The organism is Candidatus Poribacteria bacterium, assembly GCA_028820845.1.
GTDB lineage: Bacteria > Poribacteria > WGA-4E > WGA-4E > WGA-3G > WGA-3G.
The window spans coordinates 43,223-58,545 of sequence record JAPPII010000074.1 but is presented as its reverse complement, the minus strand read 5'-3'; the positions used below and the strand labels follow the sequence as shown (position 1 = coordinate 58,545).

Here is a 15,323-nt window from a genome sequence, read left to right as displayed (position 1 = left end):
CTTTGAGTTGATAAATCGTTTGACCCGCTGCACGCGCTGTGCGCGTCAAACTCACCCAGACCTATAAACAACACGCAATATGATTGCGTTGGGCACGATGCTTGCGACACTTGCCGATCCCTGTGGTCTGCTTCAGTTCCCGGTGAAGTTGCTCAATCTTCCACCGCAGCCGACACTTTTGCTCGGTCGCTTCGACATCGGATTGAGATGCTTGACCTATTATATCCATTTGGTTATAATACATTATGGATCACGAAAGGCTGAACTTAAGAGACGCTATATGGGTCGGGGATTCTAAGGCACATCTGAAAGAATTTCCGCAGTCCGTTCAAAAGGATATAGGGGACGCTCTGTTTATTGCACAGGCGGGAAGCATGTCTCCTGCAGCGAAACCCTTCAAGGGCGTTGGCTCAGGGGTTTTTGAGATACGAGCCGATTATCGGACGGACACGTATCGTGCCGTGTATGCCGTGAAAATTGGAGCGCGGGTTTATGTGCTGCATTGTTTTCAGAAAAAATCAAGGCGCGGCATTCAGACCCCCAAGAAAGACGTAGACCTTATCAAGAAACGCCTCAGAATGGCGCAGGAACTGGAGAAGAGTTATGAGCAAGAAGATTGAATTTGAAAAGAGTTCTGGCAATGTGTTTAAGGATTTAGACTTGCCGGACGCCGACGAACTGTTTCTCAAAGCGACACTTGGGTTTGAAGTGTTTCAGATTATAGAAGATCGTCAGCTCACCCAAGCGGAAGCGGCGAAGATTCTCGGCGTGAAGCAGCCTGAAATCTCACGACTCAAAAAAGGAAAGTTTAATCATTATAGCGTCGAACGGCTGTTGACGTTTCTGAATCGATTCAACCGCGATATTGAGATTCGCATTACGCCCTCGGAAGACAGAGAAGGGCAACAGCGGGTGGTTGCGTTTTATGGTGAATTATGAAAATAAGTGGACGTTTCAACAGAAGCAAAAACCTATCACACCGCTGGCGAGGTTAGGAAACTTCGCCACCTCAAGTGTAAAGGTAATTGTATGTTTTACCATAGTTCGCAGGTGCCAACGCTACCATGCCTTATGCTTAAGGACATCTTAGTTGAACTAACCTCGTCAGAGAAACGAGAAATGGTGGAAACAGGGCACAACGCTTCTTCATATTCGGTTCGGCAGATTTGCGAAACACCTTGAAACCGCTCCAAGCTGCCTTACACCAAAGCCTTCCAGAGAGCCATCATTCCGATCAAGGCGTGCAATATCTTTCAACCGCTTATCTCTCGGTGCTCAAACACCACGGTATTGAGATTTCATTAGCACACAGAGGGCATCCTGGGGAGAACGGGTATGCGGAAAGGTTGATCCGAGATTACGAGGATATTACCGAGGCAAGAGAACGCATCGATCATTTATCAGACAGGTGTATCACCAGAAACACCCACATGCGGCGTTAGGAAACCATTTGACACCTATGGAATTTCAACGAAAAAACTTATCTTAACTTTGCGAAATTGTGGTCTAAATACGCGTATGCACTTCAATCAATGATATAAGGAAACAACTGGGGAGATTGTTAAGATTGGATAAGGAGACAATATGTTTAAGATGTTAAAGGAAAATTGGATAGAATTCTTACTGATTCTGTTGTTTTTACTGGTTTCGTCAGCATTGGAAGGAGATTCCGGATAGCACACACTCCCCAACAAGTTGGGGCATCCAGAATGTAAAATATTGGAAAATTGAATGCCTTTGTGCTAACAGGGATGCGTAAAGTTGTTGACATTAAATCCTCTGGAACACCTACCTGCAACTCACGACCCATAACTCATAACTCATTTTAACTTGACATAGGTTGGTAAAAATAGTATAATATATCATAAGATTTTCCAAAGAGGGAATAGTGTATCAACCTACAAACAATGGTTTCCGACGGTTTCCAATAGCCACAAAAAATGTTACACTTTTCGGACTTATTATTTTTTTCAACAGAAAAATTAAACATCAACAAACCCTTATGGCCACTATGTTCTCTAACGTTACACACCCGACACAAAATGTTACACCAGTGTAACATTTTTAAGGGAAATTACCAAAAATATATCGTTAAGTTAAATCCATATTCACGTCCGTTTTTACGAAGAATAGGCTGATTCAACATCAAAACAGATCGACAGCACTTTCATAGTAACCTCTCAAAACCGCTAAAACGAGAAAGCCGTCTAAACCCACGCCACCATTAGCGTTACAAGCATAATGCTGAGAAACGAAAAATGCAGATTCATAGTAACACCAAAAAAACAACACTTTCATAGTAACCCGACAAACCCACGTCACACCTGACTTTATGAGGGTTCTAAACCTGCAATTGTCAGAACGTTACTATGAAAACTATGAAAACTATGAATCACTATGCCGCTGAACCCCGGTTCATGCCATAAGGCATGAATACCGTTGATTCCCTATGGCTACAGAGATGTCACCGCGACGGAACTGAAGATAAAAAATCATGCCAATCTCGTAACCCCATAAATTACGGTTTGGATTAGTGTCGTTGAGTCCCTGAGTGCTTCAATGCCCCCCACGCCACCGCAAGTTTCCCCATCGCCTCAACTGCCAACGCATCCCGCATATTCATCGTAATATCCTGAATCTCATCTTCCGTCAACGCCTGATTGAACATGGCAACCTCATCAAGCATCCCTGACCAATAATCGCCTCTCGGATTGCCCCAGCGTCCGATTCGGACGGGTTCTGTATTGTGGTCGGGTGGAATTTCGGTTTTCGTTTCGCCTTCCATCACACCGTCAAAATATGCCCGAAGCACCTTGCCGTCAAAGGTCGCAGCAACGTGATGCCACTTGCCGTCTGCAGCAACCGTCTTACTAAACGCTGTCTTCCATGCCCCCGCAGTCGTGTAGTTCACGCCGAGCAGCTTCGTATTACCCGCAACAAAGATACCGTAATTCCTGGGGTTCCCCGCAACAGGTTCCTTCCCGATTACAGTTTGCCAGAGACCCGTCGGTTCCGTTTTGATCCAAGCGGATATTGTGTATTCCGTGAGATCGAAATCAGCGTCATGTGGGATTTCTACGATATTGCCATCACCGTTAAATTCAAGACCCGCCCCTATTTTGCCCTGAACCCATTTTGCCCCTTTAATATCGCCGTCATGACCGTTACCGGAGGCATCCGCTGCCTCAAGACCTTGATTCTCATCAAAAAGCCATACAGCAACGAGTGCGTCTTCCAATACATCCGCTGCACAGATAGAAATGCTGCACAGCGTGCCGATTAATACCACCAATGTTATCGCAGCTGACTTCCATAGAGTTGTAAGCATTGTTCGCTCCTTTCGTAGTTTTGTCACTCGAATTCTGAAACGGGTCGTACATCGCGTTCGACTTCGTGGACCTTGTCAAGGTAGGTCTGACCGCGAATCCACATCACGGGTTGCTGCTTCCTGCTATTGCGTGCTTCAGGACGGGACCATTCCGCTTTAGCACTGAGGTAGTGAATAACATAACTCCGTCGGAACCGTAGGCTGTGGTTGTCCGTGCTCTTGTGTAAAAGATGACTGTGGAACCAGATCACTGCCCCCGGCGGCACCTCTACCGCAACGCCGTCTTCATCGCGCACCCCGCGTGCCAATTTGAACTCCCGTTGTTGTGAACCTTCAAGGTCATCGTGTTGGAAAATATCCCATTTGTGGCTACCCGGGACAACGTAGAGACACCCGTTCTCACGATCTGCAGGGTCAATAGCCGTCCACGTTCCGATAGTCGTCTCCGTGTTAAACCGATTGCGGAAATAGAACTTGTCCTGATGCCACGGGAAACCGAGACCAATCTTCGGTGCCTTCCAGATAAACAGATTGTTGATGCTGAGGATGTCTGGACCGAGGATATCAACGAGCGGATCAGTTAAACGGGGGTCGCGGACACGTGTGAGGAATTCCGGGCAGTAACAATTCGGATGATGGATTTTGTGCATCGCATAGATGCCTTGTTCTTCTATTTTCCCGTCTCTGACGAGCGCGTTCTGATTAATGTTTGTAGAGGGATATGGACGTTTCTTGTCCACAACGTCTTCGGCGACTCGACGAAGGACATCGTTCTCTTCAGACGAAAATACGCCTAAACGCACGAGGTATCCCTTTTCGTCCCAATGTGCTAACTCGTCAGCACTCAAGCCAAAGCACCGTTCTTGTGGTGTTGATTCTGTGTGCATTACTGTCTCCTGTTAAGTTCACACCTATTCAGAGATGGGGATGACCTCGCGTCTCACTTCGTTAACCTTGCCGGGAAAGGTCTCACCGCGAACCCACATGACCGGTTGTCCTCTCCGACCATTCGACCACTCCGCCTGTGCGCTGAGGTAATGGGAAACGAAACTCCGACGAAACCGCAGGCTATGGTTATCCGTACTCTTATGCAAGAGGTGGCTGTGGAACCAGATCACCGCACCCGGTGGTGCCTCTATCGCAACACCGTCCTCGTCGCGCACGCCGCGCGCCAGTTTGAATTCCTGCTGTTGTGAACCTTCAATATCATCGTGCTGAAAAATATCCCATTTGTGGCTGCCCGGAATAACGTAGAGACACCCGTTCCCTGTATCTGCCGGATCAATCGCCGTCCACGTTCCGACAGTCGTCTCCGTATTAAATCGAGAACGGAAGTAGAACTTGTCTTGGTGCCACGGGAAACCGAGACCAATCTTCGGTGCTTTCCAGATAAAGAGCGTGTTAATACCGAGGATATCCGGACCGAGAATGTCAACGATCGGATCAGTGAGACGGGTGTCCCGGACACGGGCAAGGAATTCTGGGTCGTAGCAGCTCGGAAAATGGATTTTGTGCATCGCATAGATGCCTTGCTCTTCAACTTTTCCGTCTTTGACGAGCGCGTTCCGATCAATGTGTTGGGGTGGAAACGGACGTTTGCCATCAACAATGTCTTCAGCAACCTGACGGAACGCGTCGTTCTCTTCAGGCGTGAAGACGTTCAAACGGACGAGATAACCGTTCTCGTTCCAGTATGCCAACTCATCCGCACTTAACGCGAAACGTCTCTCTTGTGGTGTTGATTCTGTACCCATTACGCTCTCCTGTTGTAAAGCTTCGGAAATGGCAGGTTATTCTATTGAGGTGATAGAGATAATATAACATAGCAGCTAAATAAAGTCAAACCGAACCCAAACCGTTCATTGTCCGCCGATTGCTGACAGCCAATTGCTAACCACTGATAGCCAGCACTAAAGTTTTGAGAAATACGCGAAATGTGCTAAAATAGCGTCGTTGCTGGTTCAAAGTCCCTGTCTAACATGGAGGAGCTATAATGAGCACAAAAAAGACTTATCGCGCCACAGCGTTTGCAGATTTCCAACCTGAACTTTCGGCTCCGGGTGCCACACCTGAAAGGTTGGCATACCTGAAGGAGCACGGTTTTGTTATTATCAACGACTTTGTCGATAACCCTTGGATTCCTATCCTTCGAGAGGCGGGTCGGCGTGTTACCGATGCAACTGCCCCGGAAAACGTCTACGACACCATCGACTGCTCAAAGGGTTATGTCCACCGCGCCGCGGAAGATGAACCGTGGGCAATCCGAGGACTTATCCATCCCGCTTTCGGTGAGTCGAGTTTCGCCGAGTTCCACGGCTCTTCGGATTTCCTCGACTTTGTTGCATCTTGGTGTCACGGGCTTCAACCTGAGGACATGGCATTTAGTGGTATGTTGCTGTGGGCAAACCCTCGACGGAACGAAAACGGACCCAGTTGGCATAGAGACGTGACATGGTGGGGGGACGGCGCAGGTTATTTCTCACAACGGGAAATCCGAGGAAACACACCTGAAGACTATTCCGAAGAAGTAGAACGGATTCGCTGGAAAGAGATTCAAGAAAGCAACGAAAAGCGAATTAAGGAACGGAACGGCGTGAGCATGTTTCTGGCACTCACGGACGACGAATGCCACGAACTGATTCCGGGGAGCCATCACCGATGGCGCACACCGTTTGAGCATGATGTCCTACTCCCACAGGCGATGAAGGATCAAGGCGTTCCATATACACCGAGTTGGAATGGGAAGGATCCGTTGCCGGATCAGGTCGCTATTCGGCTCAAGCCAGGAGAGGCACTCATCCGCAATGGCAACAACATTCACACAGGACACACTGTGCCTGAACGTGAGCGTAACACACTCTCAATCGGTTGGTCGAAATGGTCAGGTGAACCTGCTGGTGAGCCATCGGTTGCGGATGCACGAAGCGCGTGGCAACTCGATCCCGCCGTCCGGGAGGCACTGCCACACGCCTGGATGCAGACAGCGTGGGACCGGTGGGCAGAAACCCAGAAACTCGGAGACACGCTTGAGGATAGATATGCTGGCTTTGATATCCGACAGATTAAATCCGGGAAAGTCGCCGGGTGGTGTACGGAGTTGGAACGTCAAGCCGCAGCAGCGGGCGACGCATGGGAAGCCTTTCAAACGGCTGTCTAAATCCAGGCAGTGAATTCAGGATTATTGATACATTGTGACAGGCGAGGTGTTTTTGCTTGGGGGTTTCCCAAACGAAACCTCGCCTACCTATTTTTGAGAGAATCTGACAATAACTAAAATTTGGACAAATACGCCAAAGTGTGATAGGATAATCACAGATAAATAATATGCTTGAGGTAGCATCAAGGTAGAGGAGGCTCCTGCAATGACAGGATTTGATGGATACGACACTGAAGAATTCTATGACGAGATGTTCGCGCCAGACGGGAGTGCGCGTCCTGCCGCTCAGATGTTGATGGAGCGGATTGAAAGTTTTCCTGATGGCGAACTCAATCGTCGTCAAATTGCCGCTGAATACGCCTTGCTTCGGATGGGCATAACCTTCAATGTCTACGCTGATGAACAAGGGATCGAAAAAATCTTTCCCTTTGATCTTATCCCACGGATTATCGATGCCACTGAATGGGAATGGATAGAACGCGGGCTCAAACAGCGTATCCACGCACTCAACCTATTCATCGACGACGTTTATCACGACCAGAAAATCCTCAAAGACGGGGTTGTTCCCTCAGATGTCGTGCTTTCATCAGAACGATACCTGAAGCCGTGCATCGGTTTAGACCCGCCACGCGGTATCTGGTGTCATATCACTGGCACAGACTTAGTGCGCGATAGCGATGGGCAATTCTACGTCTTGGAAGATAACCTCGGTTGTCCATCCGGGGTTTCTTATGTGGTGGAAAATCGGCAGTTAATGAAACGGACGTTTCCACAGATCTTCGGGATGTCGCAGATTCAACCTGTGGAGGATTATCCGAGTCACCTGCTAAATATGCTTCGCTACCTCGTAACCGATAGAGTGCCGTCCCCTACAGTTGCCCTTCTTACACCAGGTATCTATAATTCTGCGTACTTCGAGCACTCCTTTCTCGCACAACAGATGGGGGTCGAATTAGTCGAGGGACGCGATCTCGTCGTGATGGACGGGTTCGTTCACGCTCGAACCACAAAAGGATTTGAACGCGTCGATGTCCTCTACCGGCGAATCAACGACGATTTTCTCGACCCGAAAGCCTTCAAATCTGAATCAATGCTCGGTGTTCCGGGTTTAATGGATGTCTACAAAGCCGGACGCATCGCGCTCGTCAATGCGCCCGGCACCTGTGTCGCTGACGACAAAGTTGTCTGCTCGTTCGTACCAGAGATTATCAAGTACTATCTCGGCGAAGATATTATCGTCCCAAATGTCCCGACCTATATGTGCTGGGAGGATTCAGATCGGAAATACGTTTTGGAGCATCTCGACGAACTCGTTGTGAAGGAAGCCAACCAGTCTGGCGGGTATGGGATGCTGATTGGTCCACACTCGACTCGGGCAGAGCAAGAAGAGTTTGCTGACCGCATTAAAAACAATCCGCGCAACTACATCGCGCAACCGACGCTCTCGCTTTCACGCGTCCCGGTGCTTATTGAGGACCACCTCGAAGGACGACACGTTGACCTGCGCCCATTTATCCTTTACGGCGAAGACATCTATGTGCTACCGGGCGGATTAACGCGGGTCGCTCTCAAGAAAGGCTCGTTGGTCGTCAACTCGTCCCAAGGGGGCGGTAGTAAGGATACGTGGGTCTTGTCAGGTCCAGAATAGGAGGGAGCTATGCTCAGTCGCGTCGCAGAATCAATTTATTGGATGAGCCGCTATATCGAACGCGCCGAAAACGTTGCCCGATTTGTTGACGTCAACTTGCACCTTATTCTCGACATGCCAGTCGGTATACAAGCACAGTGGGAACCGCTCGTTGCCACGACAGGCGACGACGAGGTGTTTGCTGAACGCTACGGCGATGCCTCCCGCGAAGCGGTGATTAGATTTCTGGCATTTGACACTGAAAATCCGAATTCAATCGTCTCTTGCCTGCGGGCTGGGCGTGAAAACGCTCGGTCAATACGGGAAAATATCTCATCGGAGATGTGGGAACAGTTAAACGATGCCTATCTGTTAGTCACCAACACTTCGGAAAAATGGGCAATGGCAGAACCGCATGAGTTCTTCAGAGAAATCAAACTCGCATCGCATCTCTTTATGGGACTAACAGATAATATCATGTCGCATAGCGAAGGATGGCATTTCAGTCAATTGGGACGGCTTATTGAGCGTGCTGATAAAACATCAAGAATCGTTGACGTTAAATATTTTATCCTACTGCCATCTATCTGGGATGTGAACACCCCATTCGACGATATTCAGTGGGGGGCTTTGCTCCACTCCGCCAGCGGTTTCGAGATGTACCGCCGTACTTACGGACTCATCTCCCCAGACGATGTTGTTGCTTTTCTCTTGTTAGACCGTGAATTTCCGCGCTCAGTGCTCTATTGTCTCTCCAAGGCAGAAGAATCATTGCACGCCATCTCTGGAACCCCGTTGGAAACGTTCTCCAATTCAGCAGAGCAGCGGTTGGGGCAGCTCCGAGCAGAATTTGCGTACGCCCAAGTCAAACAGGTGCTATCCAGCGGTTTGCACGAGTTTCTGGACGCATTCCAAACCAAGCTCAACTTAGTCGGTGAAGATATCCACAAGACCTTCTTCGCCTTGCGACCTGTCAACGGACAATCTGCTACTGAGGAACAGCCGCTATTGTAGGGGAAGTTTGCAGGAAGGAGCACGACAGATATGGCAATCCGTGTCGCTATCAACCACAAATCACTCTATCGTTACGACAGGCTTGTTAATTTGTCTCCACATGTTTTTCGATTGAGACCTGCAGTCCACTGCCGTACACCGATTGAAGCCTACTCGCTCAAGATTGAACCGGAGAATCACTTCATCAACTGGCAGCAAGACCCGTTCGGGAATTACCAAGCGCGCGTCGTTTTCCTCGAACCCACGCGTGCCCTGTCTATTGAAGTAGACCTTGTGGCGGATATGACCGTTATCAACCCGTTCGATTTTTTCCTCGAATCGAATGCTGAGCACTACCCGTTTGACTATGAAGCACAACTTAAAGAAGAACTAACGCCTTTTCTTGAAATCAAAGAAAATGGCCCCCTCCTTACAGCACTACTGGCAGATATTCCTCGGACGCAGGAGAAACTCATTGACTTTCTCGTTGACATCAACAGGTCGCTCTCGCAAAAGATAAAATACACAATCCGCATGGAACCCGGCGTGCAGTCTTGTGAGGAGACGTTAGAAAAACAGATTGGCTCCTGTCGAGATACAGGGTGGCTCCTCGTTCAGATTTTACGGCATCTCGGTTTAGCGGCTCGTTTCGTTTCAGGTTACCTCGTCCAACTCGTCGCTGATCAGAAACCTGTTGATGGACCCACCGGTCCGCCGCAAGACTTTACCGACCTACATGCGTGGTGTGAAGTCTACGCCCCCGGCGCAGGGTGGATAGGGCTGGATCCAACATCGGGTTTACTTGCCGGTGAGGGTCATATTCCGTTAGCGTGCGTAGCCGATCCAGTGAGCGCTGCCCCCGTTACCGGCTATACAGACCCGTGCGAAACAGAATTTACTTATACCAACACCGTCCAACGTATCCACGAAGACCCGCGCGTGACAAAACCCTATACGGAAACACAGTGGGCAGATATTAATGCCCTCGGTCAACAAGTGGACGCAGATATAATCCAGCACGACATTCGGTTGACAATGGGAGGCGAACCTACCTTCGTATCCATTGACGATACAGAGAGTCCAGAATGGGACACGGAAGCGGACAGCCGAAAAAAAAGAGCGTTAGGCGCAGGACTCTTGCGACGCTTGCGGGATAGTTTCGGACCCGGGGGTGCCCTCTATCACGGACAGGGGAAGTGGTATCCGGGTGAACCGTTACCGCGTTGGAAGTTCGGCTGCTTTTGGCGGAAAGACGGGGTGCCTGTCTGGAAGAACGACAAACTGCTCACTGAACCTCACAAGGATTATGGGTTCGGTGTCCAAGAGGCTGAACGATGGACGCGCCACCTTACGGAACTATTGAAAATTACACCAGACTCAATGATACCGGCTTATGAAGATGCCCTCTTTTTTCTCTGGACAGAGAACAGACTTCCTACCAATATTGATCCACTCGACTTTGACTTTAAAGAAGCATCCGAACGTCATCGACTCGCCGAGCTGCTACAAACAGAAACCCTCGGTGAACCGATTGGCTACGCGTTACCGATACGATGGAATCTTGCAGAGGAGAAGTGGGAAAGCTGTGCGTGGAACTTCAAGAATGGACGCATGTTCTTAATTCCCGGCGATTCACCGATAGGACTCCGTCTACCTTTGGAATCGATGGAGTGGGTGCCGCCTGAAGAGCGAGAAGAGGTCTATGAGCGCGATCCTTTTGAACCACGCGAGAAGCATTTAGACGCATCGGTGCAAACAAACTCACAAAGCATACCAATGCCGAAAGACGAGGAAGAAGAGACGATTTTTCAAACGGCACTCTGCGTTGAACCGCGTGACGGGCGATTGCACATATTTATGCCGCCGCTAACGCATTTAGAACACTACTTGAGACTCCTTGAAGCGACGGAAGCAACCGCTGAAGCCCTAAATATGCCGGTGATTATCGAAGGCTATGAGGTCCCGCACGATTGGCGAATTCAGTCGTTGAGTGTGACACCCGATCCCGGTGTGATTGAGGTAAACATCCACCCTGCAGAAAATTGGAACGAACTCGTCCACAACACTACAACGCTTTACGCGCAAGCACGATTGGCAGGACTGAGTGCTGAGAAATTCATGTTAGACGGCAGACACACCGGCACCGGTGGCGGTAACCACATTATCGTCGGCGGTCGGACACCTGCTGATAGCCCACTCTTACGACGACCCGATCTGTTACGGAGTCTCGTCACATATTGGCAGCATCACCCGGGTTTATCGTATCTCTTCTCCAGTGCTTTCATCGGTCCGACGAGTCAGGCACCGCGTGTAGACGAGGGGCGCGATGAGCAACTTTATGAACTCGAAGTCGCTTTCGAGCAGATACCGGGGGCCCCACCTGTTACTGGGAAGGGAGAAGCATCCAACGGCGAAGCAGAAAAGACACCACCTTGGCTAATCGACCGGTTGCTGCGACATTTGATGGTGGACCTTACAGGGAACACGCATCGTGCCGAGTTCTGCATTGATAAACTCTACTCGCCGGATACAGCGAGCGGGCGACTCGGACTATTGGAGATGCGCGCTTTTGAAATGCCACCACACGCACGGATGAGCATTGTTCAGATGCTTCTGATTCGGACACTCATCGCCAAATTTTGGAAGACCCCCTATAAAGGTAGACTCGTGCGCTGGGGCACAGAATTACACGACCGATTTATGCTCCACCATTACGTTCGCGCCGATATACAAGAAGTGGTGAGCGAACTTCAAGAAGCGGGGTATCCATTTGAGATGGCGTGGCTTGACCCGTTCTTTGAATTCCGATTCCCAAAATTGGGCGTTGTAAACGTCCGAGATATTGAACTGGAATTACGGATGGCAATTGAACCGTGGCACGTGTTAGGTGAGGAAGTGACACGGGCAGGGACCTCTCGTTTCGTCGATTCTTCTGTTGAACGGGTGCAGGTGAAGGTCCGTGGACTGACGGACTCGCGATATATTGTTACATGCAACGGACGGCGTTTAATTCTCCACAATACGGGAACGCACGGAGAATACGTTGGCGGGGTCCGTTACCGAGCGTGGCAACCGCCATCAGCATTGCACCCGACGATCGGTATACATTCTCCACTCGTATTTGACATCATCGACACATGGAACGGTAGGGCAATCGGCGGTTGTACCTATCACGTCTCACATCCGGGTGGAAGACATTACGATACTTTCCCAGTTAACGCTTACGAAGCAGAGGGGCGCCGGACAAGTCGTTTTGGCGCAGATGGACACACACCGGGCGTTATTCAACCGCAACCGTCGGGAACAACCACTGGATACTTTCTGACGGAAGGCACGTCTCCGGGTCCGATGGCTGTGCCGCCAGAAGAGACAAACGCTGAATATCCGTATACATTGGATCTTCGTAGGACTTCTTCAGGTTGAATGGTGGTTAGCGATTGGTTTTTAGCCGTGGGAAAGTCGTCAACACCTATCTAAACTAAGCAGAAAACAAGATGCAACGAACAGACACAACAAATTGGAAGGTGATTAAGGGCAGTTATAGCACGAAACGCGCCGATGCTCCTCACGGTGAACAGATTGATGAGATGCTAAACCGAGATAAATCCATCAATCCACACTGGCACACCTTCATGCAGGCACTCGACACCCTCGGACTCACGGAGATGGAATCTCGGCACGAAGAGGTCCAACGTCTGCTTCGTGAGAATGGGGTCACTTATGTGGTACACGGCGAACAACACGGACATCGCCCGTGGGCGTTGGATCCCATTCCGCTCATTATCTCGAATGCTGACTGGGAGACCATCTCTGTTGGACTCAGACAACGTGCGGAACTCCTAAACCTAATTTTGATGGATCTCTACGGGGAACGCACTTTAATTAAGGAGGGATTGATACCACCAGAAGTGGTCTATGCCCATGCGGGTTTCCTACGGGCATGTGTCGGGCTTACTGCCCCTGGACTTCCGTTTCTCTTGAATTACGCCGCCGATTTAGCGAGAGGACCGGATGGTAAAATGTGGGTACTCAGTGATCGCACACAAGCACCATCGGGGGCAGGCTACGCACTGGAAAACCGAACCGCGCTTGCCCGCGCACTACCACATCTTTTCGGCGAAGTCGGTGTTCATCGACTCTCCTTCTTTTTTCGTTCACTACAGAACAGTATACTGGACATGCCCTTACAATATCAACGCGGGCAACTGGAAAACGCCACACGTATTGCCTCGCGCCAGATAGACAACCCACACGTTGTCGTGCTAACGCCTGGTCCACTTAATGAAACTTATTTTGAGCACGCCTACCTCGCGAGTTACCTCGGCTACACTTTGGTGCAAGGTGATGATTTGACGGTGTGGGACGGACGGGTCTGGTTGAAATCAATTGACGGCTTACGGCCCGTTGATATTATTCTGCGCAGGGTGGATGATACCTTCTGTGACCCGTTGGAACTCCGACAAGATTCACGACTCGGTGTTGCTGGATTGCTGGAAGTCATTCGACGGGGAAATGTAATTGTGATAAATCCTCCGGGCAGCGGCGTTTTGGAAAATCCGGGTTTGATGCCGTTTCTACCAAATATCTCAAAACGGCTAATAGGTGAAGACCTACGACTCCCCTCTGTTGCTACGTGGTGGTGCGGACACCCCAAACAACAAGCGTATGTGTTAACGAACCTTAGAAAATTGGTCATCAAACCGATCCATCGTCAACGTGGCGGACGCTCCTTGTTTGGAATGAAACTCAGTAGTGTTGAACTCGACGCACTCCGTGATCGAATTAACGCTGAACCGCATCTCTATGTCGGGCAGGAGCATGTCCATCTCTCTACGACACCTTCCCTGATTGACGGTAAACTCGAACCGCGCCGCGCGATTCTGCGTAACTTTTTATTTCGGGAAAAAGAGGGATACGCCGTGATGCCGGGCGGACTCACGCGATGTGCAGGTGAAAAAGCGGAACTGACAATTTCGATTCGAGATGGTGGCGTTAGTAAAGATACTTGGGTCCTCGCGCCTGAACCAGAACCCCACATCAGTTTATGGCAACAGCGAACCGGACGCATACAAACCGCGAGCGCGTCTGTCGGACTATCGAGTCGCGCCGCTGAAAACCTATTCTGGGTCGGACGCTATGCAGAACGCGCTGAGGGGCAAGCGCGGCTACTTCGGATTATGCTCGATAAAGCGAAAATGGGCAAGATGGGTTTAGAAACTTCGCGCTTAGGACGGGTGTCACCCTCCCAACGCCTTACTGAAACCTTGGGCGAAGATGCCAGAGAAGTCTCGGAACTCACTTACCTCCGCAGCATGCTCCGTTCCTTAACCGGCTTAACCTCCTCTCACCCAAATTTCGCCAACAACAGTGAACAGTCGTTAGGAAACGAGATCCTTTCGATCATGCTCAATACAGAAAATAGCGGGAGTTTGGTGTCAACGCTTCAGGCACTCGTAAGTGCGGCGTACGCAGTTCGTGACCGCTGGTCGACGGATACATGGCGCGTGATGAACGGCATTGAGAATCTATGCACAACGCTCGAAAAGAGCATTCCCGAAGACCGAGACACAAGCGCACAGATACTAACAGACCTTGTGTTACAAGAAGCGGAATTGGCTTCGCTCGATCAACTCATGATCTTTCTCTCAGCCCTGAGTGGGTTGAACGCTGAAAGCATGACGCAGACAATCGGTTGGATTAGTTTGGATATCGGACGGCGTATTGAACGGGCACTCCTTCTCATCGTGCTGTGTCGTTCGAGTCTTGTTGCTGTGAAAGATGAGTGGATTGAAGATCTGCTGCTTGAATCTGTCCTCGCTGCCACCGAAAGTCTGATTACTTATCGGAGTCGATACCGTTCGGCACTTCACTTTCCGACAGTTCTTGAGTTATTGCTTCTTGATGATGAAAATCCGCGCTCGCTTCTCTATCAACTCAAACGACTTGAAGAACAAATCCGTGCGCTACCAAGAGAAAAACTCGGTTACCGGCTTAGTGAGGAAGAACAACTTATTCTTGAGGCTCTCACGCAGCTGCAGCTTTCTAATACGATGGACCTCGCTGAACACTCAGAACACACAACACAACGGAGAGGGTTAGAAAAACTCCTCGTTCGGCTCGCACAAATATTGGTTGACATTTCTGACGTACTGACGCAAACCTACTTCAGTCATGTCCAGAGACCGCAGCAGCTAACTACAACAGATAGCAATTAGCGG

Annotated in this window: 12 protein-coding genes; 8 read left to right on the top strand and 4 right to left on the bottom strand. The window is 49.8% G+C overall.

Annotated elements, in window-relative coordinates:
• Positions 1 to 61 precede the first annotated feature (61 nt).
• Positions 62 to 244 (bottom strand): transposase, encoded by a 183-nt coding sequence (locus OXN25_14955; protein MDE0426155.1) that lies wholly within the window; start codon positions 242 to 244, stop codon positions 62 to 64.
• A 1-nt stretch (position 245) separates the two neighbouring features.
• Here OXN25_14955 and OXN25_14950 point away from each other — a divergent pair, with 1 nt between their 5' ends.
• The 3 genes from OXN25_14950 to OXN25_14940 all read left to right on the top strand — a co-directional run bounded on the left by OXN25_14950 (position 246) and on the right by OXN25_14940 (position 1,442).
• Complete coding sequence (locus OXN25_14950) at positions 246 to 620, top strand: type II toxin-antitoxin system RelE/ParE family toxin (protein ID MDE0426154.1); 375 nt, start codon at positions 246 to 248, stop codon at positions 618 to 620.
• Positions 604 to 939, top strand: a complete 336-nt coding sequence (locus tag OXN25_14945) for a helix-turn-helix transcriptional regulator (GenBank protein MDE0426153.1) — start codon at positions 604 to 606, stop codon at positions 937 to 939. Before OXN25_14950 ends, OXN25_14945 begins: the two co-directional genes overlap by 17 nt.
• A gap of 227 nt (positions 940 to 1,166) precedes the next feature.
• Entirely contained in the window at positions 1,167 to 1,442 is a 276-nt protein-coding gene (locus OXN25_14940) for a hypothetical protein (GenBank protein ID MDE0426152.1), read from the top strand.
• Between the two features lie 1,088 nt (positions 1,443 to 2,530).
• Here the strand turns inward: OXN25_14940 and OXN25_14935 are convergent.
• Genes OXN25_14935 through OXN25_14925 form a run of 3 tightly spaced genes read right to left on the bottom strand, consistent with a single transcriptional unit; the run spans position 2,531 to position 5,082 of the window.
• On the bottom strand, positions 2,531 to 3,328 hold the full coding sequence (locus OXN25_14935) for a LamG domain-containing protein (GenBank protein MDE0426151.1): 798 nt from the start codon (positions 3,326 to 3,328) through the stop codon (positions 2,531 to 2,533).
• Positions 3,329 to 3,351: 23 nt separating this feature from the next.
• Positions 3,352 to 4,215, bottom strand: coding sequence for a phytanoyl-CoA dioxygenase family protein (locus tag OXN25_14930; GenBank protein MDE0426150.1), 864 nt, complete (start codon positions 4,213 to 4,215; stop codon positions 3,352 to 3,354).
• A 24-nt stretch (positions 4,216 to 4,239) separates the two neighbouring features.
• Positions 4,240 to 5,082, bottom strand: coding sequence for a phytanoyl-CoA dioxygenase family protein (locus tag OXN25_14925; protein ID MDE0426149.1), 843 nt, complete (start codon positions 5,080 to 5,082; stop codon positions 4,240 to 4,242).
• 239 nt (positions 5,083 to 5,321) lie between these two features.
• Here OXN25_14925 and OXN25_14920 point away from each other — a divergent pair, with 239 nt between their 5' ends.
• From OXN25_14920 to OXN25_14900, 5 genes are all read left to right on the top strand, one after another.
• Complete coding sequence (locus tag OXN25_14920; protein ID MDE0426148.1) at positions 5,322 to 6,485, top strand: hypothetical protein; 1,164 nt, start codon at positions 5,322 to 5,324, stop codon at positions 6,483 to 6,485.
• A 205-nt stretch (positions 6,486 to 6,690) separates the two neighbouring features.
• Complete coding sequence (locus OXN25_14915; GenBank protein MDE0426147.1) at positions 6,691 to 8,133, top strand: circularly permuted type 2 ATP-grasp protein; 1,443 nt, start codon at positions 6,691 to 6,693, stop codon at positions 8,131 to 8,133.
• Between the two features lie 9 nt (positions 8,134 to 8,142).
• A complete protein-coding gene (locus OXN25_14910; GenBank protein ID MDE0426146.1) occupies positions 8,143 to 9,126 on the top strand; it encodes an alpha-E domain-containing protein in 984 nt (327 codons plus the stop codon).
• 30 nt (positions 9,127 to 9,156) lie between these two features.
• A complete protein-coding gene (locus OXN25_14905) occupies positions 9,157 to 12,528 on the top strand; it encodes a transglutaminase family protein (GenBank protein ID MDE0426145.1) in 3,372 nt (1,123 codons plus the stop codon).
• Between the two features lie 71 nt (positions 12,529 to 12,599).
• On the top strand, positions 12,600 to 15,320 hold the full coding sequence (locus OXN25_14900) for a circularly permuted type 2 ATP-grasp protein (protein MDE0426144.1): 2,721 nt from the start codon (positions 12,600 to 12,602) through the stop codon (positions 15,318 to 15,320).
• Positions 15,321 to 15,323 lie beyond the last annotated feature (3 nt).

Bases quoted from the DNA above. Each gene is read 5' to 3' on its own strand.
- OXN25_14920 (MDE0426148.1), top strand. From the start codon at position 5,322: ATGAGCACAAAAAAGACTTATCGCGCCACAGCGTTTGCAGATTTCCAA.
- OXN25_14900 (MDE0426144.1), top strand. From the start codon at position 12,600: ATGCAACGAACAGACACAACAAATTGGAAGGTGATTAAGGGCAGTTAT.
- OXN25_14950 (MDE0426154.1), top strand. From the start codon at position 246: ATGGATCACGAAAGGCTGAACTTAAGAGACGCTATATGGGTCGGGGAT.
- OXN25_14945 (MDE0426153.1), top strand. From the start codon at position 604: ATGAGCAAGAAGATTGAATTTGAAAAGAGTTCTGGCAATGTGTTTAAG.
- OXN25_14955 (MDE0426155.1), bottom strand. From the start codon at position 244: ATGTATTATAACCAAATGGATATAATAGGTCAAGCATCTCAATCCGAT.
- OXN25_14930 (MDE0426150.1), bottom strand. From the start codon at position 4,215: ATGCACACAGAATCAACACCACAAGAACGGTGCTTTGGCTTGAGTGCT.
- OXN25_14910 (MDE0426146.1), top strand. From the start codon at position 8,143: ATGCTCAGTCGCGTCGCAGAATCAATTTATTGGATGAGCCGCTATATC.
- OXN25_14915 (MDE0426147.1), top strand. From the start codon at position 6,691: ATGACAGGATTTGATGGATACGACACTGAAGAATTCTATGACGAGATG.
- OXN25_14905 (MDE0426145.1), top strand. From the start codon at position 9,157: ATGGCAATCCGTGTCGCTATCAACCACAAATCACTCTATCGTTACGAC.
- OXN25_14925 (MDE0426149.1), bottom strand. From the start codon at position 5,082: ATGGGTACAGAATCAACACCACAAGAGAGACGTTTCGCGTTAAGTGCG.
- OXN25_14935 (MDE0426151.1), bottom strand. From the start codon at position 3,328: ATGCTTACAACTCTATGGAAGTCAGCTGCGATAACATTGGTGGTATTA.